This is a genomic window from Parvularcula maris (genome assembly GCF_024505085.1).
In the GTDB taxonomy this organism is placed as follows: Bacteria; Pseudomonadota; Alphaproteobacteria; order Caulobacterales; family Parvularculaceae; genus Parvularcula; species Parvularcula maris.
In genome coordinates this window covers 79,183-103,070 of the sequence record NZ_JANIBC010000003.1, presented here as the reverse complement: position 1 = coordinate 103,070, position 23,888 = coordinate 79,183, and the positions used below count along the sequence as shown (strand labels likewise).

Annotated in this window: 26 protein-coding genes; 15 read left to right on the top strand and 11 right to left on the bottom strand. The window is 66.0% G+C overall.

The genetic code is table 11. From position 1 onward, the window contains the following. Positions 1-86 precede the first annotated feature (86 nt). Positions 87-596, bottom strand: coding sequence for a CIA30 family protein (locus NOG11_RS06185; RefSeq protein WP_256618837.1), 510 nt, complete (start codon positions 594-596; stop codon positions 87-89). A 149-nt stretch (positions 597-745) separates the two neighbouring features. On the opposite strand from NOG11_RS06185, the gene NOG11_RS06180 reads away from it, so the two are divergent. Continuing rightward, positions 746-1,714, top strand: a complete 969-nt coding sequence (locus tag NOG11_RS06180) for an alpha/beta hydrolase (RefSeq protein ID WP_256618836.1) — start codon at positions 746-748, stop codon at positions 1,712-1,714. After that, a complete protein-coding gene (locus NOG11_RS06175; RefSeq protein WP_256618835.1) occupies positions 1,711-2,679 on the top strand; it encodes an alpha/beta fold hydrolase in 969 nt (322 codons plus the stop codon). The genes NOG11_RS06180 and NOG11_RS06175 overlap by 4 nt, the downstream gene beginning before the upstream one ends. Here the strand turns inward: NOG11_RS06175 and NOG11_RS06170 are convergent. Continuing rightward, positions 2,669-2,869: a DUF2905 domain-containing protein gene (locus NOG11_RS06170; protein ID WP_256618834.1), complete on the bottom strand. Its 201-nt coding sequence runs from the start codon at positions 2,867-2,869 to the stop codon at positions 2,669-2,671. The genes NOG11_RS06175 and NOG11_RS06170 overlap by 11 nt on opposite strands. A 433-nt stretch (positions 2,870-3,302) precedes the next feature. On the opposite strand from NOG11_RS06170, the gene NOG11_RS06165 reads away from it, so the two are divergent. The 5 genes from NOG11_RS06165 (at position 3,303) to mnmC1 (ending at position 8,157) form a co-directional block, all read left to right on the top strand. Beyond that, a complete protein-coding gene (locus NOG11_RS06165) occupies positions 3,303-3,527 on the top strand; it encodes a hypothetical protein (protein WP_256618833.1) in 225 nt (74 codons plus the stop codon). Between the two features lie 83 nt (positions 3,528-3,610). Continuing rightward, on the top strand, positions 3,611-3,919 hold the full coding sequence (locus NOG11_RS06160; protein WP_256618832.1) for a hypothetical protein: 309 nt from the start codon (positions 3,611-3,613) through the stop codon (positions 3,917-3,919). Positions 3,920-3,922: 3 nt separating this feature from the next. Next, on the top strand, positions 3,923-5,035 hold the full coding sequence (locus tag NOG11_RS06155; RefSeq protein ID WP_256618831.1) for a serine hydrolase domain-containing protein: 1,113 nt from the start codon (positions 3,923-3,925) through the stop codon (positions 5,033-5,035). Between the two features lie 84 nt (positions 5,036-5,119). Then, positions 5,120-6,307: a lytic murein transglycosylase gene (locus NOG11_RS06150; RefSeq protein WP_256618830.1), complete on the top strand. Its 1,188-nt coding sequence runs from the start codon at positions 5,120-5,122 to the stop codon at positions 6,305-6,307. Then, complete coding sequence (mnmC1, locus tag NOG11_RS06145) at positions 6,304-8,157, top strand: FAD-dependent 5-carboxymethylaminomethyl-2-thiouridine(34) oxidoreductase MnmC1 (RefSeq protein ID WP_256618829.1); 1,854 nt, start codon at positions 6,304-6,306, stop codon at positions 8,155-8,157. Before NOG11_RS06150 ends, mnmC1 begins: the two co-directional genes overlap by 4 nt. 120 nt (positions 8,158-8,277) lie before the next feature. Here the strand turns inward: mnmC1 and mtgA are convergent, their stop codons facing one another. The 3 genes from mtgA to NOG11_RS06130 are packed head-to-tail and all read right to left on the bottom strand — an operon-like array spanning position 8,278 to position 10,502. Further along, on the bottom strand, positions 8,278-8,973 hold the full coding sequence (gene mtgA / locus NOG11_RS06140) for a monofunctional biosynthetic peptidoglycan transglycosylase (protein WP_256618828.1): 696 nt from the start codon (positions 8,971-8,973) through the stop codon (positions 8,278-8,280). Continuing rightward, positions 8,970-9,899, bottom strand: coding sequence for a glycine--tRNA ligase subunit alpha (locus NOG11_RS06135; RefSeq protein ID WP_256618827.1), 930 nt, complete (start codon positions 9,897-9,899; stop codon positions 8,970-8,972). Before NOG11_RS06135 ends, mtgA begins: the two co-directional genes overlap by 4 nt. 42 nt (positions 9,900-9,941) lie before the next feature. Then, the gene (locus tag NOG11_RS06130; RefSeq protein ID WP_256618826.1) at positions 9,942-10,502 is read right to left on the bottom strand and encodes a hypothetical protein; all 561 of its coding nucleotides are present in this window, start codon (positions 10,500-10,502) and stop codon (positions 9,942-9,944) included. 123 nt (positions 10,503-10,625) lie between these two features. Between NOG11_RS06130 and NOG11_RS06125 the strand changes: the two genes are divergently transcribed. Both NOG11_RS06125 and fsa read left to right on the top strand, forming a co-directional pair. Further along, positions 10,626-11,117 carry a chalcone isomerase family protein gene (locus tag NOG11_RS06125; RefSeq protein WP_256618825.1) on the top strand — a complete coding sequence of 164 codons (492 nt, stop codon included), beginning with the start codon at positions 10,626-10,628 and terminating at the stop codon, positions 11,115-11,117. Between the two features lie 118 nt (positions 11,118-11,235). Continuing rightward, positions 11,236-11,889: a fructose-6-phosphate aldolase gene (fsa, locus tag NOG11_RS06120; RefSeq protein WP_256618824.1), complete on the top strand. Its 654-nt coding sequence runs from the start codon at positions 11,236-11,238 to the stop codon at positions 11,887-11,889. 364 nt (positions 11,890-12,253) lie between these two features. On the opposite strand, the gene NOG11_RS06115 is transcribed toward fsa, so the two are convergent. After that, a complete protein-coding gene (locus NOG11_RS06115) occupies positions 12,254-12,553 on the bottom strand; it encodes a UrcA family protein (RefSeq protein ID WP_256618823.1) in 300 nt (99 codons plus the stop codon). Between the two features lie 259 nt (positions 12,554-12,812). Here NOG11_RS06115 and NOG11_RS06110 point away from each other — a divergent pair, with 259 nt between their 5' ends. Next, positions 12,813-13,697 carry a cation diffusion facilitator family transporter gene (locus tag NOG11_RS06110; protein WP_256618822.1) on the top strand — a complete coding sequence of 295 codons (885 nt, stop codon included), beginning with the start codon at positions 12,813-12,815 and terminating at the stop codon, positions 13,695-13,697. Positions 13,698-13,915: 218 nt separating this feature from the next. On the opposite strand, the gene katG is transcribed toward NOG11_RS06110, so the two are convergent. Both katG and NOG11_RS06100 read right to left on the bottom strand, forming a co-directional pair. Then, positions 13,916-16,264 carry a catalase/peroxidase HPI gene (katG, locus tag NOG11_RS06105; protein ID WP_256618821.1) on the bottom strand — a complete coding sequence of 783 codons (2,349 nt, stop codon included), beginning with the start codon at positions 16,262-16,264 and terminating at the stop codon, positions 13,916-13,918. 164 nt (positions 16,265-16,428) lie between these two features. Further along, positions 16,429-17,127 (bottom strand): DUF1223 domain-containing protein, encoded by a 699-nt coding sequence (locus tag NOG11_RS06100; RefSeq protein WP_256618820.1) that lies wholly within the window; start codon positions 17,125-17,127, stop codon positions 16,429-16,431. Positions 17,128-17,491: 364 nt separating this feature from the next. Here NOG11_RS06100 and rpsF point away from each other — a divergent pair, with 364 nt between their 5' ends. The 5 genes from rpsF (at position 17,492) to alr (ending at position 21,719) form a co-directional block, all read left to right on the top strand. After that, on the top strand, positions 17,492-17,911 hold the full coding sequence (gene rpsF, locus NOG11_RS06095; protein ID WP_256618819.1) for a 30S ribosomal protein S6: 420 nt from the start codon (positions 17,492-17,494) through the stop codon (positions 17,909-17,911). Beyond that, positions 17,911-18,138, top strand: coding sequence for a 30S ribosomal protein S18 (rpsR, locus tag NOG11_RS06090; RefSeq protein WP_256618818.1), 228 nt, complete (start codon positions 17,911-17,913; stop codon positions 18,136-18,138). The genes rpsF and rpsR overlap by 1 nt, the downstream gene beginning before the upstream one ends. A 3-nt stretch (positions 18,139-18,141) precedes the next feature. Continuing rightward, on the top strand, positions 18,142-18,795 hold the full coding sequence (rplI, locus tag NOG11_RS06085) for a 50S ribosomal protein L9 (protein ID WP_256618817.1): 654 nt from the start codon (positions 18,142-18,144) through the stop codon (positions 18,793-18,795). Between the two features lie 406 nt (positions 18,796-19,201). Further along, positions 19,202-20,686 carry a replicative DNA helicase gene (locus tag NOG11_RS06080; RefSeq protein WP_256618816.1) on the top strand — a complete coding sequence of 495 codons (1,485 nt, stop codon included), beginning with the start codon at positions 19,202-19,204 and terminating at the stop codon, positions 20,684-20,686. Next, positions 20,652-21,719 (top strand): alanine racemase, encoded by a 1,068-nt coding sequence (gene alr, locus NOG11_RS06075; RefSeq protein WP_256618815.1) that lies wholly within the window; start codon positions 20,652-20,654, stop codon positions 21,717-21,719. The genes NOG11_RS06080 and alr overlap by 35 nt, the downstream gene beginning before the upstream one ends. A gap of 130 nt (positions 21,720-21,849) precedes the next feature. Here alr and NOG11_RS06070 read toward each other — a convergent pair whose 3' ends face one another. From NOG11_RS06070 to NOG11_RS06060, 3 genes are read right to left on the bottom strand one after another with little or no spacing between them, the layout of a single operon-like run. Then, a complete protein-coding gene (locus tag NOG11_RS06070; RefSeq protein ID WP_256618814.1) occupies positions 21,850-22,539 on the bottom strand; it encodes an ATP12 family chaperone protein in 690 nt (229 codons plus the stop codon). Continuing rightward, positions 22,536-23,501, bottom strand: coding sequence for an RluA family pseudouridine synthase (locus NOG11_RS06065; RefSeq protein ID WP_256618813.1), 966 nt, complete (start codon positions 23,499-23,501; stop codon positions 22,536-22,538). Before NOG11_RS06065 ends, NOG11_RS06070 begins: the two co-directional genes overlap by 4 nt. Continuing rightward, the gene (locus NOG11_RS06060) at positions 23,498-23,857 is read right to left on the bottom strand and encodes a fluoride efflux transporter FluC (protein ID WP_256618812.1); all 360 of its coding nucleotides are present in this window, start codon (positions 23,855-23,857) and stop codon (positions 23,498-23,500) included. Before NOG11_RS06060 ends, NOG11_RS06065 begins: the two co-directional genes overlap by 4 nt. Positions 23,858-23,888 lie beyond the last annotated feature (31 nt).

Genomic DNA, 23,888 nt, shown 5'->3' with positions numbered 1-23,888 from the left:
CTCGACCCCCGCTTCGCTACGGCCGGGATGACGCCAGGAGAGGCAATAAGACGATCATGTTGAGGCAGGAGAGGTGTCGGCTCTTCCTACCGGCAGACCTCGATCTTCCGCACTTCCAGGCGGAAAGGACCGTCCTGCCCGTCGGCCAGCATGATGCCCATCTCCACCGCGCCCGCGCCGTCGAAGGGCGCGGCGGGGACCTGCCTGCCGAAGACCGTGCTCTTCATGGCCGTCAGCGGCGCGGAGGCCGTGACCGGTCCGCTATGCTCACCAACGGTGAGCCCGGTTCTGTAGGTCACGGGCCTGCCCTTAAAAGCCTCCTTGGTCTGGAAGATCAGCTCGTAGGAGCGCCCGTCGCCGACCAGGTCCGCCTCGATCCGGGTGGCGCCCTCGAGCACTCCTTCGGGCAGCCGCCGCCTCACCGAAGAGAACCCGCCGCCATTGGTGTTGATCGTGCCCTCGAACACCATCGCGCCGGACTGCCGCGAGGCCTCGCCTTTGGACCGGCCGCCCATGACCCCGTCATTGACGCCATACCAGTGGGCCATGCTGCCGCCGGCCGCAAAGTCCTCGAGCACCGTGCAGCCCATCGTCATCACTCCTAGAACCAACCCTTCGAGCATCCTCACCAGCCTTTTTTCCGCTCAGTCTAAGCGGAAAAGACCCCGCGGGCGCCTCACCATCTGGCAATGGAACTGCAGTGCGCCGCCGTGACGAACTCCGGCGGAGCAGCTATCGCGGGGCCATGCTCACCATCGACCCCGACCTCTTCCGCCCCGACGCGATCTCTCCCGAAACCCAAGCGATGAACGACAAGATCGAGGCGTTCCTGAAGGACAAGCCGACGATCATGGAGCTCGGCCCCGTGCTCGTGCGCGAGCTTAGAGCGAAGGGCGAGGGCCTCCTCGGCAAGCAGCCCGCCAGCGAGCTCGCCCGTTGGGAGACCGCGAAGGCGCTCGGCCTCGAGGTGCCGGTGCGGGTCTTCAGGCCCGAGGGCGACCTTGTCGGCGTCTACCTTCACATCCACGGCGGCGGCCACACGATCGGCGGGGCGGACTTCCAGGACCAGATCCTCGAAGACTATGCCCGCCGCCTCTCCTGCGCCGTGGTCAGCGTCGAGTACCGGCTCGCCCCTGAAAACCCCTGGCCCGCCCCGGCCGACGACTGTGAGGCGGCGGCGGTCTGGCTGTTCGAGACTGCGGGTGAGATGTTCGGCACCGAGAAGATCGCTGTGGGCGGCGAGAGCGCGGGCGGCCACCTCGCAGCCGTCACCGTACTGAGGATGAGGGACAACCATCAGAAGAGCTTCGTCGGCGCCAACCTCGTCTACGGCGTCTTCGACCTCTCGGGCACCCCGGCGCTCAAGAACTGGGGCGAGCGCAACCTCGTCCTCAACACACCGATCGTCTACTGGTTCGCTGAGCAGCTCCTGCCCAAGGCGCAGTTCGAGAAGGCCGATAAGACCGATCCTCAGTACTCGCCTCTCTACGCCCGCCTCGAAGGCCTCTGCCCTGCCCTCTTCTCCGTGGGGACGGCGGACCCGATCATCGACGACACGCTGTTCATGGCCCAGCGCTGGGTGGCCGCAGGCAACGAGGCGGAGCTCGAGATCTATCCAGGTGGCATCCACGCCTTCGACCAGATTCCAGGGCTGACCATCGCCGAGGAGCACCACGGCGCTGCCAGGGCCTTCCTGAAGAGCTGCTTCCGTTGAGCCTGCCGCTGGGCTTTCCCGAGCCGCGACGGGTCCGCGCGGGGGGCGTCACCTTCTCCGTGCACGAAGCAGGACCCGAGGACGGGCTGCCCCTCCTCCTGCTGCACGGCTGGCCGGAGCTCGCCTTCTCCTGGGCTCCGATCGTTCCCGCGCTGACGAAGGCAGGCTGCCGCCTCGTCATGCCGGACATCAAGGGGTTCGGCGGTACTTCCGCACCCCTCGACCCGGAAGCCTACCGTATGGAGGTGCTGACTCGCGACTATGCGAACCTCCTCGATGCGCTCGGTATCGAAAAGGCGGTTCTCGTCGGTCACGACTGGGGCGGGGCCATCTCCTGGCCACTGGCCCAGCGCATCCCTGAGCGCCTTTTGGGTGTGGCCGTCTACTGCACCCCCTGGCCCGCTCCCGCGCCGGTTCCTCCGCTGGCGATCTATCAGCGCAAGATGGGGGAGGACTTCTACATCACGCAGTTCCAGGACCCGAAGCTCCCCAATGCCGTGTTCGGAGGAAAGGAGGAGGCGTTCTTCCGCTTCGTCCTCCGCCCAGGCCCGCCGCGCGAGGTGTGGCCGAAGCTCCTACCGGCCGCCCTCGCCCTGCCCGAGCGCTTCGCCGAGTGGCAGGACGAGAAGACCGACCAGGTGGCGCCCCCCGAGGCTATCGCGCACTACGCCGAGGTCTACGGACGAACAGGCCATGAGGGGCCAACCATGGTCTACAGAGCCATCGACCTTCACTGGCACGAGCGGCAGGCCTTCGACCCCATCATCGACCTCCCCGCCCTCATGGTCACCGCCGAGCGCGACATGATGCTGCCGCCCGAGGCCAGCGAAGGCATGGAAGAGCGTATCCCCAAGCTCAGCCGCGCCAGCCTCGACAGCGGCCACTGGGTGAGCTGGGAGGCGCCGGATGGGTCGGCTCAGGCGCTGCTCGGTTGGTTGAGGGAGGAGCACTTTCTCAACGGCTGAGGAGGCGGAGGACGATGCTCGCTACGACGCTCAGCACCACGCATGTCGCAATCGGGAGAAACACCTTAGTGCCGCCTCGCTCGAAGCGGATGTCTCCGGGCAGGCGGCCGAAGGGAAGCTGCGACAGCCACGGCCAGAGAAGGCCGGTAAGGAGCAGCACGATGCCGAGGATGATGAGAAGCTTCTGCATAGTGTCAGTGTAACGCAAAGGATGCCTCTGGTGCCTCCCCTGTTCCTGAAGGAGAGCCTATGATGCATGAAAGTCTCAACCCTCTCCGTCATCCCGGAAAGCCGAAAGGCTTATCCGGGACCCATGGACCGGACCGTTGAAACTGATGATCCGGTTGGTCCATGGGTCCCGGATCTCCTTCCAGTCGGCCAAGATGACGGCGTGGTGAAGGAAATGGACGTACTATCCGCTATTTTCCCAGCCGACTTAGAGTGCCACACGAAGGCACCCCACCGGGTGCCCGCGCCCACTAGCGCTCAAGTAGCGAAGCGGTAGCGCAACCAAGAAGGCTCGCCCCGCCGGAGGCGCTGCGCGCCGTGTGGCAAAAGGATTGAACCCCTTGGCGGAACCTGCGATGGCGAAGCAAACGCCGCTGCCCAATGAAGGAGCCCCCATGGCCGACCAACCCGAGCGCATCACCATCCTCGCCCGCGAGTTCAGCGCCGCCGCCCTCGAGTTCCACCGCGGGAAGATGGCGCAGAAGGGCTATGTCATGGAGGGCTCGATCACGCCGCGGAAGATGCAGATGATCGAGGGCCAGGAGCAGCCCAAGGACCTCTTCGACGGCGAGGTTCTGTTCGCCGTGACCTTCCGCCTCAAGGACGCCTCCCCCGCGTAACACTGCAGGCCGGGGGCGCTTGCCCCTGAACCGGGGATGTGGCCTGATGGCGCCGCAGCCCTTTTCTTCATGGAGTCCCCTCGGTGAAAGCCCACTCGCTTCCCTTCGCCCTCGGCCTTGCCGCCCTCGCGCTTTCGGCCTGCGCCACCATCGACAAGGCGACCATCGCCGACCGGCTGGAGAAGTTCGGCCTGTCCCGCGACCGCGCCGTCTGCATGGCCGGTGAGCTCGACGACCGCCTCGACGACAAACAGCTCAGCCAGTTCGCCCGCTTCGTCTCCCGGCTGGAGCAGGCCGACACGGTGCTGGAGGCCAGGCGCTCCCTGCGTCAGGTGGAGGACCCCAAGATCGCCCGCGCGGTGACGGCGTCCTTCTTCTCCTGCGCGATCTGACCCATGGCTGATCTGAGGGGCGAGGCCGAGGACCGCTTTGCGAGGGTGGAGGAGACCCTGGCGGCCAGCATCGACAGGGGCGAGGACCTCGGCGCCAGCGTGGCGGTCATCATCGAAGGCGAGACCGTCATCGACATCGCCGGGGGCTATCAGGACAAGGCGAAGACCCTCCCCTACGAGCCCCGGACCCTTACTTGCGTTTTCTCCTCGGGTAAGGCGGTCTGCGCGGCGCTGATCGCGGCGGCGGTCTCGGAGGGAAAGCTCGCCTATGACGAGCCGGTAGCCACCTATTGGCCTGACTTCGCCGCGAAGGGCAAAGAGAAGATCACCGTCGCCCAGGCCCTCTCCCATCAGGCGGGGCTCGCCGCCTTCACCGAGGAGAAGGACCCGGCCATCTGGGTGGACTGGGAGGCGACCTGCGCCGCCCTTGCCGAGATGGCGCCCCTTTGGGAGCCGGGCACGGCCAGCGGCTACGGCCCGCAGACCTACGGCTTCATCGCGGGCGAGCTCCTTCGCCGGGTGAACGGGCAGACGGTGGGACAGCAGCTCAAGGGCCTGACCCGCGACGTCATCTGCGGCATGGGGCTGAGCGAAGCCACCCGCGCCGCGCCCCTCGTCAAACCGAAGCGCGCGCCCGACCTCGGCGAGATCGACGAGATCACGAAGGCGGCCTTCCTCCTGCCATGGTCCGCCCCCTCCGGTATCTCCCGCCAGACATGGGCGGCGGCGGAGATTCCCGCCTCCAACATGCATGCCTGCGCCCACGGTCTCGCCGAGATCATGCAGCTCTTCGCCGCCGGGCGCATGGGCGACAAGCTCGCCGTGTCGGACAGCGTGCGGGAGGAAGCCTGGCAGGAGCGCATCAGCGGGCCTGACAAGGTGCTGCCCTTCCATCTCTCCTGGGCGGCTGGCGTCATGCGCGAGACCTATGATGGTCGCATTTTCGGCGCACCGCCGACGGCGATCGGCCATTACGGCTTCGGCGGCTCCTGCGTTCTGGCGGACCCGGCCAGGGGGCTCAGCTTCGCCTATGTGCCCAACCAGCAGTCGCACCACCTGGTGGCCGACCCCCGCGCCACGGCTTTGTTACGCGCCGTTTACCAAGCTTTGAGTTAATTCCGGCCCAATCGTCATTGGATTGCAACCTCTCCGGCGGACTATACTGCTGGTCTTGAGGCCAATGGGAAGGGTTCTCTAGCTTTGTTACTCGCGCCGCTCGCTGCTGTTTACAGCCTGTCCTCCGCCGCTGCCCTGGACGCAGAGGTGGAGCGCTTCCGCAACGCTTTCCGCGCCGAGGCCATCGCCTCCGGGGTGAGCGCTTCCGTCTATGACCGCGAGATGGCGACCGCGCAGCGCAAACCCAAAGTGCTGGAGCGCGACGCCAACCAGCCCGAGTTCGTGCGCCCCATCTGGGACTATCTCGACAGCGCCACCTCCGACCGCCGAGTCGCCGAGGGGCGCGAGAGCTTCGCCGCGCAAGAGACCGAGCTTCGGATGATCGCCTCCTCCTACGGCGTGTCCCCCTATATCATCGCGGCGATCTGGGGCCTCGAGTCCAACTACGGCAGCATTTTGGGCCGGAACGACATCATCTCGGCTCTGACCACCTTGGGCATGGAAGGGCGGCGCCAGCGCTTCGGCCGGACCGAGCTCATCGGTGCCCTGAAGATCATCCAGAACGGCTACGCCACCAGGGGAGAGCTGCAAGGCTCCTGGGCGGGCGCCATGGGCCAGACCCAGTTCATCCCCACCACCTATCTCGCCTACGCCATCGACTTCGACGGCGATGGGCGCCGCGACCTCTGGAAGGACACGGGCGATGTCTTCGCCTCCACCGCCAACTATCTCGACCGTGCGGGTTGGAAGACGGGCGAGCGCTGGGGCGTCGAGGTGAACCTGCCCGAGGGCTTCGACTACGCCCTCGCCGATGGCCGCCGCTACAAGGTGACCGACTGGATCAGGTTAGGGGTACGCGGATCGTCCGTCGCCCTGCCCGACGCCATCGGCCTTGATACGGGGGCCAAGCTTCTGATCCCTGCGGGGGCGAACGGTCCGGCCTTCCTGACCTTCAAGAACTTCGACGTCATCAAGCGCTACAACAACGCCACCTCCTATGCTTTGGGCGTGGCGCTCCTCAGTGAGCGGATCGCCGGTTCCGAGCGGAACCTCGTCAATGAGTGGCCGCGCGGCGATGTGCCCCTTACCCGGACCCAGAACCAGGAGCTGCAGCAGGCGCTGACTAACAAGGGGTACGACACCGGCGGTGTGGACGGCGTGGTCGGTCCGAATACCCGCCGTGCCCTGAGGTCATGGCAACGCGACAACGGCATGGCGCCGGACGGCTATCCGTCAAGCGCCGTGCTGGAGAAGCTGACCGGCGAGGCGTGACGGAGCTCCCCCGCGCCGACCTCACGCAGGACGAGGGCGGCACGCTCCGGTCGGAACGCTTCGGCGACGTCTACTTCTCTCCCGATGACGGACTGGCTGAGACTAGGCACCACTTCCTCGTGGGCAACGACCTGGCCAAACGTCTGGCGCAGCTGCGAACGGCGCCCTTCGTCGTCGGCGAGCTGGGTTTCGGCACCGGACTGAACGTCCTGGCCCTGATGGCCGAGGCGGAGAAGCACCCCGGCTGCCGCCTGCATATCTGGACATGCGAGGGCTTCCCCCTCGCCCGTGACAGGTTCCGTGAGGTGCAGCGGGCCGCCGGTGAGCGCTGGCCTGAACTCGCTCCCTATGCGGAGCGGCTTGCTGACCTCTACCCCGAGCCCTATCCAGGCCAGGTGCAGTTGCGCCTAGGTGAGAGGGTCACGCTGACCATCGCTTTTGGCAGGGTCCTGCCGTCGCTGCGCAGTGCCTGGTTCGAAGCCGAGGCCTGGTTCCTCGACGGCTTCGCCCCTTCCAAGAACCCCGATATGTGGTCGCCGGAAGTGATGCTCGAGGTTGCCCGCCTGACGAAATCAAGAGGCACGGCAGCCACCTTCTCCGTGGCCGGAGCGGTCAGGCAGTCGCTGGAAGGCGCCGGTTTTACCTGGGCGAAGGCGCTTGGTTTCGGCCGTAAGAAACATATGCTCCGTGCCAAGCTGGAAGCGCCACCGACCCGTTCGGTCGAGAAGCCATGGTTCACCCCGCCCGAGGCGCTACAGCCCGGTCCGGTCGCCATCATCGGGGCGGGGATCGCCGGAGCCTGCCTCGCCCACCAGCTTCGCCTGGCGGGGAGGAAGGTCGTTCTCATCGACCGTGAGGGCATAGCCAGCGGTGCCTCCGGCAACCCAGGCGGTCTCGTCATGCCGCGCCTCGACAAGGGGGATAGTGCGGCGGCGAGGTTCTACCGCGACGCGTTTCTCTATGCCTCCAGCTTCTACAGCGAGCATACTTCCGAAGCTTTCGACCCCTGCGGCGGCCAGATGGCCATGGACAGGCAGCGGGCCGAGGCGGTGATGGGCAACGGGCTCTGGCCTCCGGGCGCTCTAGCCCCGGACGATCACGGTATTGGAGTGGCCGTGGCAGGTGTCTTGCGCCCGGCGGTGGCGACCCGGCAGCTTGCCCAGGAAGCTCTGCGCGGCGAGGTCGAGCGGATCAGCGAGACGAGCGACGGCGTGCTGCTGCATCTTACGAGAGGCCAAGTCGTCGAGGCAGCCGGGGTCGTCGTCGCCTGCGGCGCCGAGGACGAGCTTTGGGAGGAGACGCCCATTGCCCCCTCCTTGGGGCAGATCGAGGTTTTCGAAGGGCCTCTACCGGAGCGCGTGTATACAGATGGTCAGTATGTAGCGCCGTTGAAGGGCCACCTTCTTACCGGTGCCACCTACGCTGCCCACCAGGGCGGAAGGGTCCAGGCGAGCGAGCTGAACCGTGCAGAGAACAAAGCGGCAGCCGAGCAGCTTCTCGGCACGACGGTAGGGAAGCATATCGCTTCGCGAGCTTCCCTCCGTGCGACGACGCCCGATCGTCATCCGATGGCCGGAGCGCTCTACGACGGGAGCCGAGCTCTGGAGGCCTATGCCGGATTGGCCAAAGGGCTTCGCACGACCTACCCGCCCGCGCCCTATCGGCAGGGCGTATACGTGCTGGGCGGGCTTGGTTCGAGGGGGCTTGTGACTGCGCCCATCCTAGCGGCTCATCTCACAGCGCAGATGACGGGCGGGGTGTCGCCGCTGACCGAGGAGCAAGCCGAGCTGGTGCATCCGGGGCGGTTTCTTATCCGCGGTATCAAGCGGGGCGAACATCCTCCCCTCTAGGGGAGGTGCCTGCAAGGCGGGCGGAGCGGGGTTGCAAGTGAAACAACCTACTCCGCAGCACGTCCCCTTAGTCAGCTACGCTGACAGCTTCCCTGAAAGGGGAGCGGAAGCCCTAGATTTCTACCTGAACACGCAAGCATCAAAGCCTTCGGCCTCGACCGTCCGCATGCGCGCCATCACCGTACCCGAACGCCTGCGCACATACGGCCCCGGCGGGTCCACGCGCCATTTGTTGGGGCTGGGGAGCACGGTGGCCAGGAGCGCCGCCTCGCGCCTAGTCAGGTCCTTCGCAGGCTTGCCAAAGCGCTTCTGCGCAGCGGACTCGGCGCCGAAGATGCCGTCGCCCCACTCGGCCACGTTGAGGTAGAGCTCCATGATCCGCCGCTTGGAGTAGAGCACCTCCATGGGCAGGGTGAAGCCCGCCTCGGCCACCTTGCGCACCGGGCCGCGACCTGGCCAGAGGAAGGCGTTCTTGGCCGTCTGCTGACTGATGGTCGAGGCGCCGCGGACCCTGCCGCCCGCTCTCGCCTCCTTATAGGCAGCCTTCAACTCGCCGAGGTCGAAGCCTTTATGACGGCAGAACTTGTTGTCCTCCGAAGCGATCACGGCGCGGACGAGGTGTGGCGAGATGTCGGACAGCGGCACCCACTCGGCGCTCACCTCCTGCCCCTGCAAGCTCCGCACACCCATCAGTGTCGTGCCCTTCACCGGTAGGAAGCGGTAGACCACGAGAAAGAGGAGGCACACCGCCGCAAGCCCCGCGGCGAACCGCCATGTGAAGGTCCAGGCGAGCCCCAGCGCTGAAGTCCAGCTCACGCAGCCGCCTCCGGCGCGACGCCGGGCGTGCCGGAGGCCCCTTGCGGACTGTCGAGCCAAGCCTCGCAGCAGGCCTTGGCCAGCGTCCGCACCCGGAGGATATAGCTCTGCCGCTCCGCCACCGAGATCACGCCTCTCGCATCGAGGAGGTTGAAGAGATGACTCGCCTTGATGCACTGCTCATAGGCGGGCAGGCAGAGCTTTGGTGCGTCCTCGGACAAAAGCGCCTTGCATGCCTCCTCGGCTTCCTGGAACTGGCGGAAGAGAACCTCCGTGTTCGCCCGTTCGAAGTTGTAGGCGGAGAACTCCACCTCCTGCTGGTGGAAGACATCGGCATAGGTGAAGGGCGTGCCGTCGGGCTTCTCGCCGCCGAAGACGAGGTCGAAACCGTTGTCCACGCCCTGCACATACATGGCCAGGCGTTCGAGGCCGTAGGTGATCTCGCCGGTCACGGGCTTGCAGTCGAAGCCGCCGACCTGCTGGAAATAGGTGAACTGCGTCACCTCCATGCCGTCGCACCAGACCTCCCAGCCGAGGCCCCATGCGCCCAAGGTGGGGCTCTCCCAGTCGTCCTCCACGAAGCGCACATCGTGCTTCTTCCGGTCGATGCCGATGGCGTCGAGGCTGCCGAGGTACAGCTCCTGGATGTTCTCGGGGCTCGGCTTCAGCACCACCTGGAACTGGTAATAGTGCTGGAAGCGGTTGGGGTTCTGGCCGTAGCGGCCATCGGTCGGGCGGCGGCAGGGCTGCACATAGGCGGCGTTCCACGGCTTGTCGCCCAGGCTGCGCAGGGTCGTTGCTGGGTGGAAGGTCCCCGCCCCCATCTCGAGATCGTAGGGCTGGAGCAGCACGCAGCCGTGGTCCGCCCAGTACTGCTGCAAGGTGAGGATCAGACCTTGAAAGGTCAGCGGCTTGTTCTCGGTCAAGGGAGGCTCCGGCGAACGCAAAGTTTTGCCGTGTCTAGCGCCTCACGCGCCTTCTGCAACAACGCGCCTGAGGCCGAGGATGCGGAAGACGACCACCGCACCGATGCTCACCCCGGTGACGAGCAGAAACGCGCCGATATAGGCCTTGGCGAGCTGCAGGGGCGGCTCCTCCAGCGCAGGCCCCGGCAGGGAGGAGAGCACCGCCGCCACTGGCTCAGCCGCGAGAAGGGAGGGAACGGCGAACAGCGCACCCGCGGTAACGATCAGCAAGGCGTGGCTGACGCTGAGCGCGTTGGGGATCAGAAGGGCGAAGCTCTTCTCCTGCCGCCTCGCCAGCGCCAGCGTAAGGAGTAGGGTCAGCGCCATGAAACCCGACAGACCGGAGGCGAGAACCGTCTCGGAAACCGGCAGCAGATCAGCGGCCAGATAGGCCACGCCGAAGCTCGGCCCAATACAGGCCAGCGCAAAGACGAGCGGCATCACGAGAAAGGCAGGTCGGCGCAGCTTGAGGACCGTCGGGTTGACCGGACGACGCAGCCTCGGCCGCTCGTCATCGTAGAGAAGCCGTGAAGCTGCCTCCTGGTCCCGCCATTCCGTGTCCATGCCCGCCCCGGCCTTTTCGATAAACGATATGTAGCAGAACCGCCCCGGCGCCGCTAGATGAAATCGGCCTTACTTGTCCCTCCTTGGGGGAACGGAAGCGATCGCCGCGCCATTGGCCCTACCATGTTCACCCATCTTCTCACCACAGCAGCCCTTCTCGCCGCCGCCGTGCCGGCTGCCCAAGAAGACCATCTCACCCTCGTCAACCGGGAGGTACGCGAGGTCATGTGGAAGGACCTCTACGCCGTCGCCGTCTGGTCGGAGGACGGGGAGCTGACCGAGGACGATCTCTACGACGACAGCCGCCCCAAGCGGCTGGCGGTCGAGGTCATCTATGACGGCGCCCTGCCGGACATACCCGAAAGCTGGTCCCACGAGCTCAAGCCCGAGCTCTCGGAAGAGCAGTGGAAGCTCCTCGCCGACGGCTACAGGACCCTGGAGAAAGGCGACAAGATCGTCGTCACCTACGATCCCGAAACCGGCACGGAGATGGTCCAGGGCGAGCAGGACGTCCTCAGCGACGAGGGCTACGGCCTGATGAAAGGCTTCCTCGACATCTGGTTCGGGGAGGACCCCATCAGCGAGGACTTCCGCGAGGAGTTCATCCAGGACTGACTTCTCGGGTCTACTTCTTCCGCCATTGGGAGGGGGAGTAGCGGTTGGTGACGTTTGCATAGCAGAACCGGCCGATCTGCGAAGTGACAGACCCTGCGTTTGGTCCTATAGCCGCGCCATGCGCATTTTCATCGACACTGCTGATACCAACGAGCTGCGCGAGGCCTTTACAACGGGTCTTGTGGACGGCTGCACGACCAACCCCTCGCTGATCGCCAAGGCGGGGCGGGACTTCAAGGAGGTCATCGCCGAGATCTGCGAGATGACCGATGGTCCTGTCTCCGCGGAGGTAGCCTCGACCGAGGCGGACATGATGATCAAGGAGGGTAAGCGCCTGTCCGAGATCGCCTCGAACGTGGTGGTCAAGCTGCCGCTGACCTGGGACGGTCTGAAGGCCTGCCGGGCCATGTCCGAGGAGGGCATCGACACCAATGTCACCCTCTGCTTCACCGCCGCCCAGGCCTGGCTCGCTGCCAAGGCAGGCGCGACCTACATCTCCCCCTTCATCGGCAGGCTGGACGATCTCGGTCAGCAGGGCATGGAGCTGATCGGAGAGATCAGGGCGCTCTACGACACCCAGGACTACCAGACCCAGATTCTCGCCGCCTCGATCCGGGGGCCGCTGCATGTTAAGGAAGCCGCGCTTCTAGGCGCAGACGTAGCGACCATTCCCCCCAAGGTCTTCAAGGCTCTCCTGAACCATCCGCTGACCGACAAAGGTCTCAGCGACTTCGTCAAGGACTGGCAGGGGACGGGGCAGTCGATCCTCTAGTAGGAAGAAGTGTACGGAGCGACGCGGAAGGGGTAGAACCGGTCGCTCCGTATCGCGTGAACGATCACGCGTCGGCCTCAGACGAGAACCATCAGTTGGCCAAGGGCTGCGAAAGTTCCCACACCGATCAGTCCGGCGATGACGATGGACAGGGCGGCGAAGGCGTTTTTCGGTTGGTTCGACATGGTGTTGTTCCTTTCGGTTCTCTTTCATGGGCTCCCCTGTTCGCGGGGTTGAGCCGTTTGGTTTCAGGGTCGGGGACCGGGGAGTTTCTGGCATCTCACCCGGCCCCCTTCCCCGTCCGGCTCGCTTCGGCCTGCTGGGACAGAGGCTTGGCCGAAACGTCTCTTCCGGACGGGTACGCTTACTGATCGTTGCTCGCGAAGATGCCGAAATTAGGCGCACCGGCCATCTGCTCTTCGAGGGACTGTTTCATCTCTGCGCTCAGCTCGCTGGCGCAGGAGGCGATGTGGGCGAAGCGGCGCGTGCCGCGCGCATCGTCGCGGCAGAACTCCAGCGCCTTGTCCTCGATCATCTCCACCACCTTGGCCTGACCGGCGGCGGTGGTAAGAAGGCTTCGGTCGAACTCGACGGTGACATCCGAAGCGAAAGCGGGCGCAACCATGGCGGCGGCAGCAGCGGCGATGGCAGTGAGCGTAAACATGGTCTTTTCCTTCCTTCTTCCGCAGACTTCCGGGTACGGATCCTCGTTCCGGCACAAGGCCGGTTTGAAGCTCCGGGGGCAGTCCCGAAGACCTGCGGTTCCTCAAAATCCGCGGACGATCAGCTCCGCGTGGGCTGGATGCGACTGAACGCCGTATCGATCTTCGATATTATCGCTTTTCGATGAGTTACAAGAAGGCAGGGGAAGTTTTTTGCATGCCTTTTGACGTTTTCTCACGATCCGGGGCATAAGCTGCGGAATGCACGGGACTTTCGACAGCACACAGAAAGGCAGCTTCTGGGCGAAGGCCGCCACCGGCGCGGCCATCGGCGCGGCGCTGTTCCTCGTGGCGGCGAAGGCCTACGCCTTCGCAGTCTCCGGTTCGGTGGCGGTTCTGGGCTCTCTCACCGACAGCGCGTTGGATCTGGCGGGCAGCCTCGGCGCCTTTCTGGCGGTGCGCTACGCCGCCATGCCCGCCGATGACGACCATCGCTTCGGCCACCAGAAGGCCGAGGCGCTCTCCGCCCTCGGGCAGAGCGTCCTGATCGGCGCCTCCGCCCTGTTCCTGGCAGTGGAAAGCGTGAAGCGCCTCCTGGACCCCGAACCGGTGCAGGCGGCAGGCGCCGCCATGGCCGTGCTCGTCCTAGGCCTCGTGGTAACAGCGGGCCTTGTCGCCTTTCAAAGCTACGCGCTCAAGCGCTCGGGCAACCTCGTAGTCGAGGGGGACAGGGCGCACTATACCGGCGACCTCATCGCCCATGGCGGGGCGCTGGTCGCGGTGTTCCTGGCGTCGCGCTTCGGTATCTCGTGGGCCGATGCCCTGGCGGGCCTCGTTGCCGCCGGTTTCCTCGCCTGGTCGGTGAAGAGCATCCTCGGCGCCGCCCTGCCCCAGGTCATGGACCAGGAGCTGCCCGACGACGACGTCGCCGCCATCACGGCCATCCTCGACAGCGAGGAGGAGGCGGCGGGCTGGCACCATCTGCGCACCAGACGTTCAGGAGGCAGACGGTTCGTACAGCTCCACCTCGACCTCCTCGGCGACATGACATTGGCCGAGGCCCACACCATCGCCGACCGGGTCGAGCGCCGCATCGAGGACGCCTTCCCCGATGCGGATGTGATCGTTCATCAGGACCCGGTTTGAGGTGGCTAGAGCGCGATGCCGCTGGCCCCCCCGCCCTACGGGCACCTCCCCCACTGCGTAGGGGAGGAAAACAGAACCAGCGTAGGCTCCCCATCTCGCTCCCCCACTTCGTAGCCGGTTCGCCATAGGCGAAAGAAAAGGTCCGGGGGACCTTTTCTAGGCGGAGAAGGCCACGGCAGTGGCGGGGGAGCTGCCGGCAGGCTGGGGGGCTGAGCCCCCTAGCCCCGCGAGGGCTCTTGCGGGCGGCCGAGGTTCATCACCTTGGTCCAGGCACGGACGAAGTCGTGGGCCAGCCGCTCGTCGCCGCCGTCATAGGCGTAGCGCTCGGCAGCGGCGCGCAGCTCGGCGTTGGAGCCGAAGACGAGGTCCACTTCCGAGGCCTGCCACTTCTCCTCGCCGCTCGCCCGGTCGCGGCCGACATAGGTGTAGTCGCCGATCTTCTCCCAGACGGTGCCGATATCCATCAGGTTGACGAAGAAGTCGTTGGTGAGCTGGCCGGGGTTATCCGTCAGCACACCCATCTCGCCTCCGCCATGGGTCGCACCCAGCGCCCTCATGCCGCCGATCAGCGCCGTCATCTCGGGGATGGTCAGGCCCAGCATATCCGCCTTGTCGACCATGGCCTGGGCCGGGGTCAGGCGGGCCTCACTACTGTAGTAGTTGCGGAAGGCGTCGGCCTTGGGTTCGAGGTGCACGAAGCTCTCGCCGTCGGTCATGTCCTCGGTGGCATCGCCCCTACCGGGACGGAAGGTGACGCTGACGTCCTGGCCTGCGTCCTGAGCGGCCTTCTCGATGGCCGCCGCACCGCCAAGCACGAGGAGGTCGGCCATGGAGACCTGCCTGCCGCCCGCCTCGTTGAAGCGCTGCTGGATGTCCGAGAGCACGGCCATCACCTCGGTAATCTCCTGCGGGCTGTTGGCGGCCCACTGGTTCTGCGGCGCGAAGCGAAGCCTTGCGCCGTTGGTGCCGCCGCGCTGGTCGCTCTCGCGGAAGGACGAGGCCGAAGCCCAGGCCGCACGCACGAGCTGGGGCACGGTGAGGTCCGACGCCATGATCTCCTGCTTGAGGCGGGAGGCGTCGCTGGTGCTGATCGGGTTCGAGACCTCGGGCACCGGGTCCTGCCAGATGAACTCGCCCTCGGGCACCATGGAGCCGAGATAGTTCGAACGCGGACCCATGTCGCGGTGGGTCAGCTTGAACCACGCGCGGGCGAAGGCGTCCTCGAACTCGGCCGGGTCTTCCAGGAACCGCATGGAGATCTCGCGGTAGGCAGGATCCTCCTTGAGGGCGAGGTCGGTGGTCAGCATCATCGGCGCGTGACGTACATCGTCCCTATGCGCATCGGGGACCAGGCTGTCGGCTTCGCCGCCTGCGGGGTGGTACTGGATGGCGCCAGCAGGGCTCTCGCCGCGCTCCCAATCGTACTCGAAGAGGAAGGTGAGGTACTGGTGGGTCCAGCGGGCGGGGTCGGCCGTCCAGGCGCCCTCGAGACCCGAGGTCACCGTATCCTCCGAGTGCCCCTTACCGCAGGAGTTGTTCCAGCCGATGCCCTGGTTCTCCGTACCGAGAGCAGCGGGCTCACGCGACAGGCAGTCATCGGGCTTGTGGGCGCCGTGGGCCTTGCCGAAGGTGTGGCCGCCCGCGATCAGCGCCACGGTCTCCTCATCGTTCATGGCCATGCGGCCGAAGGTGAGGCGGATGCGCTCGGCGGCCTCCAGCGGGTCGCCGCTGCCGTTCGGCCCTTCGGGGTTGACATAGATCAGACCCATGACGGACGCGCCGAGGGGCTTCTCCAGCTCGCCCCCGGCGAAGCGCTCCTTGCTGCCCAGGAACTCACCCTCGGGACCCCAATAGACGAGGTCGGGCTCCCAGTCGTCCTCGCGCCCGCCTGCGAAGCCGATGGTCTTGAAGCCCATCGATTCCATGGCGACGTTGCCCGTCAGCACCATGAGGTCGGCCCAGGAGAGCGCGTCGCCGTACTTCTTCTTGATCGGCCAGAGGAGCTGACGCGCCTTGTCGAGATTGGTGTTGTCCGGCCACGAGTTGAGCGGCTCGAAGCGCTGCTGGCCGCCCGCGGCCCCGCCCCGGCCATCGGCCAGGCGGTAGGTGCCCGCCGAGTGCCACGCCATGCGGATGAAGAACGGTCCGTAGTGGCCATAATCGGCGGGCCACCAGTCCTGGCTCTCGGTCATCAGGGCCTCGATGTCGGACTTCACCTCTTCAAGGTCGAGCTCGAGAAACGCCTCGCGGTAGTTGAAGTCGGGGCCGAGGGGCGAGTAGTCCGAGGCGTTCTGGCGAAGCGGCGCAAGGTCCAGGGTCTGGGGCCACCAGAAATCGTTGCCCTTGGCCGCCTGAACGGCCTGGCTCACCTCGGGGCGCTCGGCATCGGTGGTGCCTTCCCAGGCCTCCCCTTCGGTGGGCTGTTCGTTGTCGGCGCGGTACTCGGCCCCGCGAGGCTGCGATGCGGCGCCCCGCTCGCTCGTAGCGCTGTCGCTGCCGCCGCAGGCCGCAAGGCCCAGGGTCAGAAAGGTGGCGGAGAGAAGCTTCAGTTTGAGACTGCTGTTCATGGGTTCGTTTCCTCTTCGCGGGGCCGCCACGAGACGGCGAGCCATATACGGCAGCGGCGAAGAGCCTTCGTGCTGCCCGTCGGAGGAAGGCGTAAGCCAGACCGGCGCGTTCTGCCCAACGGAATTAGCAGATAGCGCCTATCGGCAGGCTCGATAGAGGTTCTCTACCGGCTCTGGCAGTAGCGCGCGCCGAGCACCTCGCCCTGTCCCGGCTTCTGCAGCAGCACGGCGCAGCCCTCGCCGCGCCCCGGCTTTTCGGCTGTCGCGGTGCGCTCGCTCGAGGCCTCGGACAGAAGCTCGAAGGACCTGACGACATGGCGGCTGGCGAGGGTGCGGCCTTTGTTCTCACCGCCCAGGACGTCGGTGGACTGGCGGCGGTCGAAGCGGACGAGCCACAGTTCCGCAGGCTCCTCGCTCTCCGCCCTGACCGAGAAGCCCTCACCGGTAGCTTCGACCGTCAACGATCCTTCGGGGCGCGGCGCCCGGCGGATCAGGGCGCCGACATCGCGGGGGCGAGAGCCGACGGCCTCAAGCTCACCAGCCACCACGGCTTGAGGCGTATAGACCCTGCGGGTCTTGCGAATGTTCTGGTTGTAGCGCCGCTGCCGCTCGGTGAAGGCAGGGTCCGAGAACGGGTCTTGCCAGCGCCCGTCGCCGCCGTGAACCAGCCGGTTCCAGTAGTCCACATGCCACTCCAGCACCACGAGGTCGTCCCGCTCAGCCAGTTCCGAGAACAGCGCCTCGGCCGGTGGGCAGGAGGAGCAGCTCTGCGAGGTGAAGAGCTCGGCCAGGACCGGGGAGCGTTCGAAAGCGGAGGCGCTGGCTGAGAGCCCGGCGAGAACGGCAACAAGAGACAGGCGCATAGCGGCTCCGATGGTGAGGGCGTACCCCCTATACCTTCGCTCCTCAGCGTGGCAGGGTTACCGCGTTCGGCAGTCCGTAGAGCGGCTGCCAGTGCGTCCACCCTACGCCCAGGCCGTTGAAACCAGGACCAACCCCGCAGGGCGGACAGCGAAGCTGGCCGCGGATGCTAGCGATGGCGCGCCGAACGCGGCCAGCTTCGCTGTACGCCCTACGCCCGACCTTGCCCCCCGCTCTCTTTTGAGCTAGCGGCGCCGCTTCGAGCAGTGGTCGCTCGGCATTTGGGATGGTCCCGCAGCCGAGCGAGCCGAAGGCGGCTCAGCGTTCCCGCGCCCCGTCTCCGCTGCCAGCAAGGGTAGATCACCTATGGCTCTTTACGAGCATATCTACATCGCGCGCCAGGATGTGAGCCCGGCGCAGGTGGACCTCCTGACGGAGGAACTCCAGGACATCGTGAAGGAGAACGGCGGCAGCGTCGAGAAGGCCGAATATTGGGGCCTCAGAAACCTTCAGTACAAGATCAAGAAGAACCGCAAGGGGCACTACTCCCTGATGCACATCGAGGCGCCGTCCGAGGCGATCGTCGAGATGGAGCGTCAGATGAAGCTCAAGGAGGACATTCTCCGCTTCATGACCTTGCGCGTCGATGAGTTCGATCCCGAGCCCTCGCCGGTGATGAGCCGCCGCGACCGCGACGACCGCCCGCGCGACCGTGACGACCGCCGCGGCGACAGGGGCGATAGAGGCGACCGCGGAGATCGTGGTGACAGAGGAGACCGCCGCTAATGGCCAAGACGTTTTTCCGCCGCCGCAAGACCTGCCCGTTCTCGGGCGAGAAAGCACCGAAGATCGACTACAAGGATCCCAAGCTTCTCGGACGCTACGTCTCCGAGAAGGGCAAGATCATCCCGTCGCGCATCTCCGCCGTCAGCCAGAAGAAGCAGCGCGAGCTGGCCCGCGCCATCAAGCGCGCCCGCTTCCTCGCCCTTCTCCCTTACGTTTCGCAGGACTGATCCATGACGCAAGTTATCCTTCTCGAACGCATCGAGAAGCTCGGCGGCATTGGTGACGAGGTCACCGTGAAGCCCGGCTTCGCCCGTAACCACCTCCTGCCGAAGGGCAAGGCCCTGCGTGCCAACGAGCACAACCGCAAGAAGTTCGAGGCCGAGCGTGCAGCCATCGAATCGCGCAATGCTGAAGAGCGCGAGCGCGCCGAGCAGCTCTCCCGCTCGGTGGCCGACAAGCAGTTCACCATCATCCGCTCGGCTTCCGATGCGGGCATGCTGTTCGGCTCGGTCTCCTCGCGCGACATCGCCGAGACGGCCTCCACCAAGAAGCTCAAGCTGCAGAAGCAGAACGTGCTCCTCGACGGCCCGATCAAGACCCTCGGCATCTTCCCCGTACGCATCCGTCTGCACCCGGAAGTCACCGTGCAGATCGAGGTCAACATTGCTCGGACCCAGGAAGAGGCCGAGCGTCAGGCCGCCGGTGAGGACATCTTCGCCCGCGAGGAAGAGAACGTCGAACGGGTGACCGGCCTCGACGAGGACGGCAACGCGCCTCGCCAGCCGAGCTACGACAGCGCTCCCGCCGAAGAAGGCGGCGAGCCGGCCGAGGGCGAGACCCCTGCCGAAGAAGGCACCACGGAGAACGTCACCGACGTTCCCTGAGGCCTAGCCCCACTACCGAATGAGAAAACCCCGCCCGTCCACGGCGGGGTTTTCTTTTGGGGTTTCGGTGGTTTGCTAATGCCCCTGGCCCCCTCCGCCCTTCGGGCACCTCCCCCACTCGTGGGGGAGGGAAGCAGAAACAAACCTCGCTCCCTATTTCGCTCCCCCTCCCTGAGGGGGAGCTGCCGGTAGGCTGAGGGGGAGCGGGCCACGAATGCTGTGCCTTCCGTTCGTCCCTGGAGACCCAAACGCCCATTCTTCTGCGTAAGCTACCCACTCACCGCTGGCTTCCGCATCATGTTCCTGCTATGTTCCATACCCCACCCACCGGCGGCAAATGTCAGCGAAACCTCGATTGGGGATTCATTCGACTCGCCAAACCCAAGGAGGAGTGGAATCCTAGCCCATGCCCGACGGTTCTCCCCTCACCCCCGCTGCGCCCGGCTCCCAGGAGCGCAAGGCCCCCTACTCCCTCGATGCCGAGCAGGCGCTTTTGGGCGCCGTGCTCTACGACAACGAGGTGTTCTACAAGGTCAACGCCTACCTCAAGCCCGAGCACTTCTACGATCCTCTGCACGGCCAGATCTACGGCGCCTGCGACAAGCTCATCAGCTCCGGGCGGCTGGCCTCGCCGGTGATGCTGAACACCTACCTTCAAGAGGAAGAGGCGTTCCGTGAGGCAGGTGGTGAGCGCTACCTCATCCAGCTTGCGCAGTCCGTGCCGACCACGGTGGGGGCGGCTGATTACGGACGGCTGATCTTCGATCTGCACACCTCGCGTGGCCTCATCTCCATCGGCTCCCAAATGATCGAGCGCGCGGGCAGCGCCGATATCGAGGACGACCCGCGCACCCAGGTCGAGGCGGCGGAGAAGGAGCTCTACGCCCTTGCCGAGACCGGCCATTACGGCGGCGGCTTCACCACTTTCGAGAGCGCCCTGACCGAGGCGATCAACATCGCCCAGGCCGCCTATCAGCGAGGCGGCGGGCTGTCAGGCGTCACCACGGGCCTGAAGGACCTCGACCGCAAGCTCGGCGGGCTTCACGATTCGGACCTTCTGATCCTCGCCGGGCGCCCCTCCATGGGGAAGACGGCGCTCGCCACGAACATCGCGGTCAACGCGGCCAAGGCCTTCGTCCCGGAGAAGGGTCCCGACGGCACCTACAAGGCGAAGGAGGGCGCGCGTGTCGGCTTCTTCAGCCTGGAGATGAGCTCCGACCAGCTCGCCTCGCGTATCCTCGCCGAGTTCTCCTCGGTAGCATCCGATAAGATCCGTAGAGGCGACATCAACGAGCAGGACTTTGTCGAGATCTACGACGCTGCCGGGAAGCTAGAGCAGCTTCCTCTTTATATTGACGATACGGGCGGTCTGACCATCGCTCAGGTGGCCGCCCGCGCCCGGCGCCTCAAGCGGATGCACGGGCTCGACCTTCTAGTAATCGACTACCTGCAACTCCTTGCAGGCTCGAAGAAGGCCAGCGAGAACCGGGTGCAGGAGCTGACCGAGATCACCACCGGCCTCAAGGCCTTGGCGAAGGAGCTCAGCGTGCCGATCGTTGCGCTGTCGCAGCTGTCGCGTCAGGTCGAGGCGCGCGAGGACAAGCGGCCCCAGCTCTCGGACCTTCGGGAATCGGGCTCGATCGAGCAGGACGCCGATGTCGTGATGTTCGTCTACCGGGAGGAGTACTATCTCGGCCGGACCGAGCCGCGCGAGGGCACGGCGGAGCACCTGGAGTGGCAGGAGAAGATGGACATGGTCATGGGCCTCGCCGAGGTCATCATCGGCAAGCAGCGCCACGGCCCCATCGGCACGGTGAAGCTGAGCTTCCAGCCCGAACTCACCCGCTTCGGCGACTATGCGGACCCGGAGCGCTACCCTGCCCGGTACTGATCCCCGCCCCCGCCTGACGGTGGACCTCGGCGCCGTCCGCCGCAACATGGCGGCGCTCCGGGCCTTGAGACCCTCCGTGCCCGTCATGCCGGTGGTCAAGGCGAACTGCTACGGTTTGGGCTCGGCGAGGATCGTGCCGGTGCTGGCCGAGGCTGGCGCTTCGGGCTTCTTCATCTCCTACAAAGAGGAGGCAGAGCGGATCGCGGAATACGCAGACGGCCTGCCTTTCTACGTACTCAACACCCTGCCCGGCGCGGATGGGTATACGGATCAGATACGGCCCGTCCATCACAGCGTGGAAGAGCTTCTCGCCTTCAAAGGCCCCTGCGGGATGCAGGTGGAGGGCGGCATGAACCGGATCGGTGCACAGCTTGACGATGTCTCGCGCCTTCCGCCGCAAACTCAGGTCGATCTTGTCATCCTCCATATGAGCCATGCGGGCGAGCCTGCGGCCGAAGCCAATGACGATCAGCGCACGGCTTTCTCCGATGCGAAGGTGGCTCTTCGCGAGGTCTTTCCGAACGCAGCTTTCGGCCACTCCGCCACGGGCGGTGCCCTGCAGGGCGGCCATCCCGAAGAGGACTTCATCCGCCCCGGCATCGGCCTCTACGGCGCTAAAGCCGGTCAGCTAGGCCCGATGGACTGCGCTGCGACTTTAGAGGCGGCGGTTCTGTCCGTGTTTGAAGTAAAGCCCGGCGAGAAGGTCGGCTACAGCCATCGCTTCACGGCCCAGCGGCCCACGAGGCTGGCCACGCTGGGCATCGGCTACGCGGACGGCCCTCCCCGCTCGCTCCTTCATCGCGGCAAGGCGTTGCTGAACGGCGTGCGATGCCCCTATGCGGGGGCCGTGAGCATGGATCTTCTCACCGTGGACGTGACAGATGCGGGGGAGATCGCCCGCGGCGACTGGGCGGAGATCTTCGGGCCGAACCTGCCGGTGGACGAGCTCGCCGAGATGGCCGGGACCATCGGCTACGAGCTCCTGACGGCGGTACGCGGACGGACCCAGCGGGTTTACGTGGACGAAGGTTAGAGCGTCATCCCGGCCGTAGCGCAGCGAAGAGCCGGGACCCATGGATTGGTAGAGTAAGCTCACAATGGGGATCGGACCAGTCGGGCCATGGGTCCCGGATAAGCCTACCGCTTTCCGGGATGACGACTAGTCAGCGCCCCAACTCCAGGAACCTCAGCACACTATCATAGTCGCGGCGCAGCGCGTTCTCACGAGCTTCCGCCTCACTATCCAGTCCCCATTTCTCCGCCTGGAACGCCTCGTCGAGACGGGCGGCGGCGAAGGCGTTCTCCGGGTCTCGCTCAGCGTAGAGCCCGAGCACGGCTGATCCCGTGATCTCGGTCAGCAGTTTTCTCGGGTAGAGTTCCGCGGTTCCCATCCCCTCAAGCCGCGCCCGCAGGGCCGTCAGCGCCGTCTCGTCCTGGGCGATCGGCACGATGCCGCTCGTAACCAGCAGCTTCGTGCCGTCCCCCTCTGCCAGTGCCAGGAAAGGCGCGAACAGCGCCTCCTGCCTCGCCGCCAGGTCCCGGTCCTCAGCGCGGTAGCAGAGAAGGTCGCTGCCCGCATACTGAACGATGGTGTCCGCGAACTCCGCCCTGCCCTCTTCCTCGGCGTCCAGCACGAAGCCCTGGAGCCTGGTCAGCGGCATGGTCTGCATGTCGAGATGCTCGCCCTGGGCGTCCCACTCCTCACGCAGGGCTTCGGCCAAAGCCTTCGGCGCCACCAGTTCCGCACGCCCAGCGGTCTTGGCAACACGGCCGTCGAGAGCCACGGCGAAGCCGCCCTCCCGCTCCAGAAGCGTCACGTCCTTGTAGAAACGTTTCGGTCCCTTGTCGCTCATAGCTCCGGCCATTCCGGTTCGGCGCGCTCCTCGAAAGCGAAGAGGCGCCAGGTGTCTTTCATGTGTCCATGCAGCGGCGCCTCGAGCATGAGAGGCTTCCTCCCCGGACGCGGCACGATCAGCTTGCGGCAGAATAGGTGCATCTTGCCGGGCAACCCCTCCACCTTGGCCTCGGCCCCACCATACTTGCCGTCGCCGACGATCGGCGTACCGATCAGCGCCATATGCGCGCGAAGCTGGTGGGTGCGCCCGGTGACGGGGCGCAGGGCGACGAAGCTCGCCTTCTGGGCGGCCACGTCGATAACCTGATAGTCGGAGATGGCTTTCTGCCCGCCCTCTTCAGCGCGCATCTTCTCGCGCCCGGCGGGGCCTGACTTGGCGAGCTTGACATCGATGCGTCCGAAGAGCGGCTCCGGCACACCCGTGACCAGCGCCCAGTACTCCTTCTCCACCGTCCGCTGACGGAAGGCCTCGGTGAGCCAGCCCGCCGCCTGGCGGGTCTTGGCGGTGACCAGAAGCCCGCCTGTGTCCTTGTCGATGCGGTGCACCAGCCGGATGCGCTCGCCGTCGGGGCTGACGGCCTCTAGAAGCGCATCCACATGGTCCGTGGTCTTGGCTCCCCCCTGTACGGCCAGGCCGAAGGGCTTGTTGAGAACGAGAACCTCCTTGTCCTCGTAGATCGTCATGTGCGCCAGCTTCTCGCGAGCGTCGGCGCGGCTCTCGCTGGAGGCAGCGGGCTTGGGCGCGATATCGGCGCTCGGCATGGGCGGCACACGGACGCTCTCGCCCTTTTCCAGGCGCCGGCTCGCCTGCGCCCTGCCGCCCTCCACCCGCACCTGCCCCTTGCGCAGCATCTTCTGGAGCTGGCCGTGGGTGAGCTGGGGGTAGTGGGTCTTGAACCAGCGGTCGAGGCGCATCCCGTCATCATCCGCGCGTACGACGACAAAGCGGGGGCCGCTCATAGAAGCCTCCCGAGCCACGTGCCGAGCAGGAACGCCACAACGCCGAGGGCCAGACTGGCCGCGCCGTAAAGCACGGCGCTCTGCATGCTCTGTCCGAAAAGCCGCACCAGATCGCCGCTAAAGGTCGAGTAGGTCGTCAGCGCACCGAGGAGGCCGGTCCCGGCAAAGGCGGTAAGCGCAGGTGACTTCTCACCAACTGCCGACAGCAGCAGCCCCAGAAGAAGCGACCCGGCGACGTTCAGCACGAAGATGCCCAGCGCCCCGCCCTGCAGGAAGACGAGGAACAGGTAGCGAAGGCTGGCACCGAGCGCGCCGCCTGCCGCCACCCCGAGGAGATGCGCGAAAGAGAAAGTCACCCGCGCCGCCTAGCGGAAGCGCGCCGGGAAA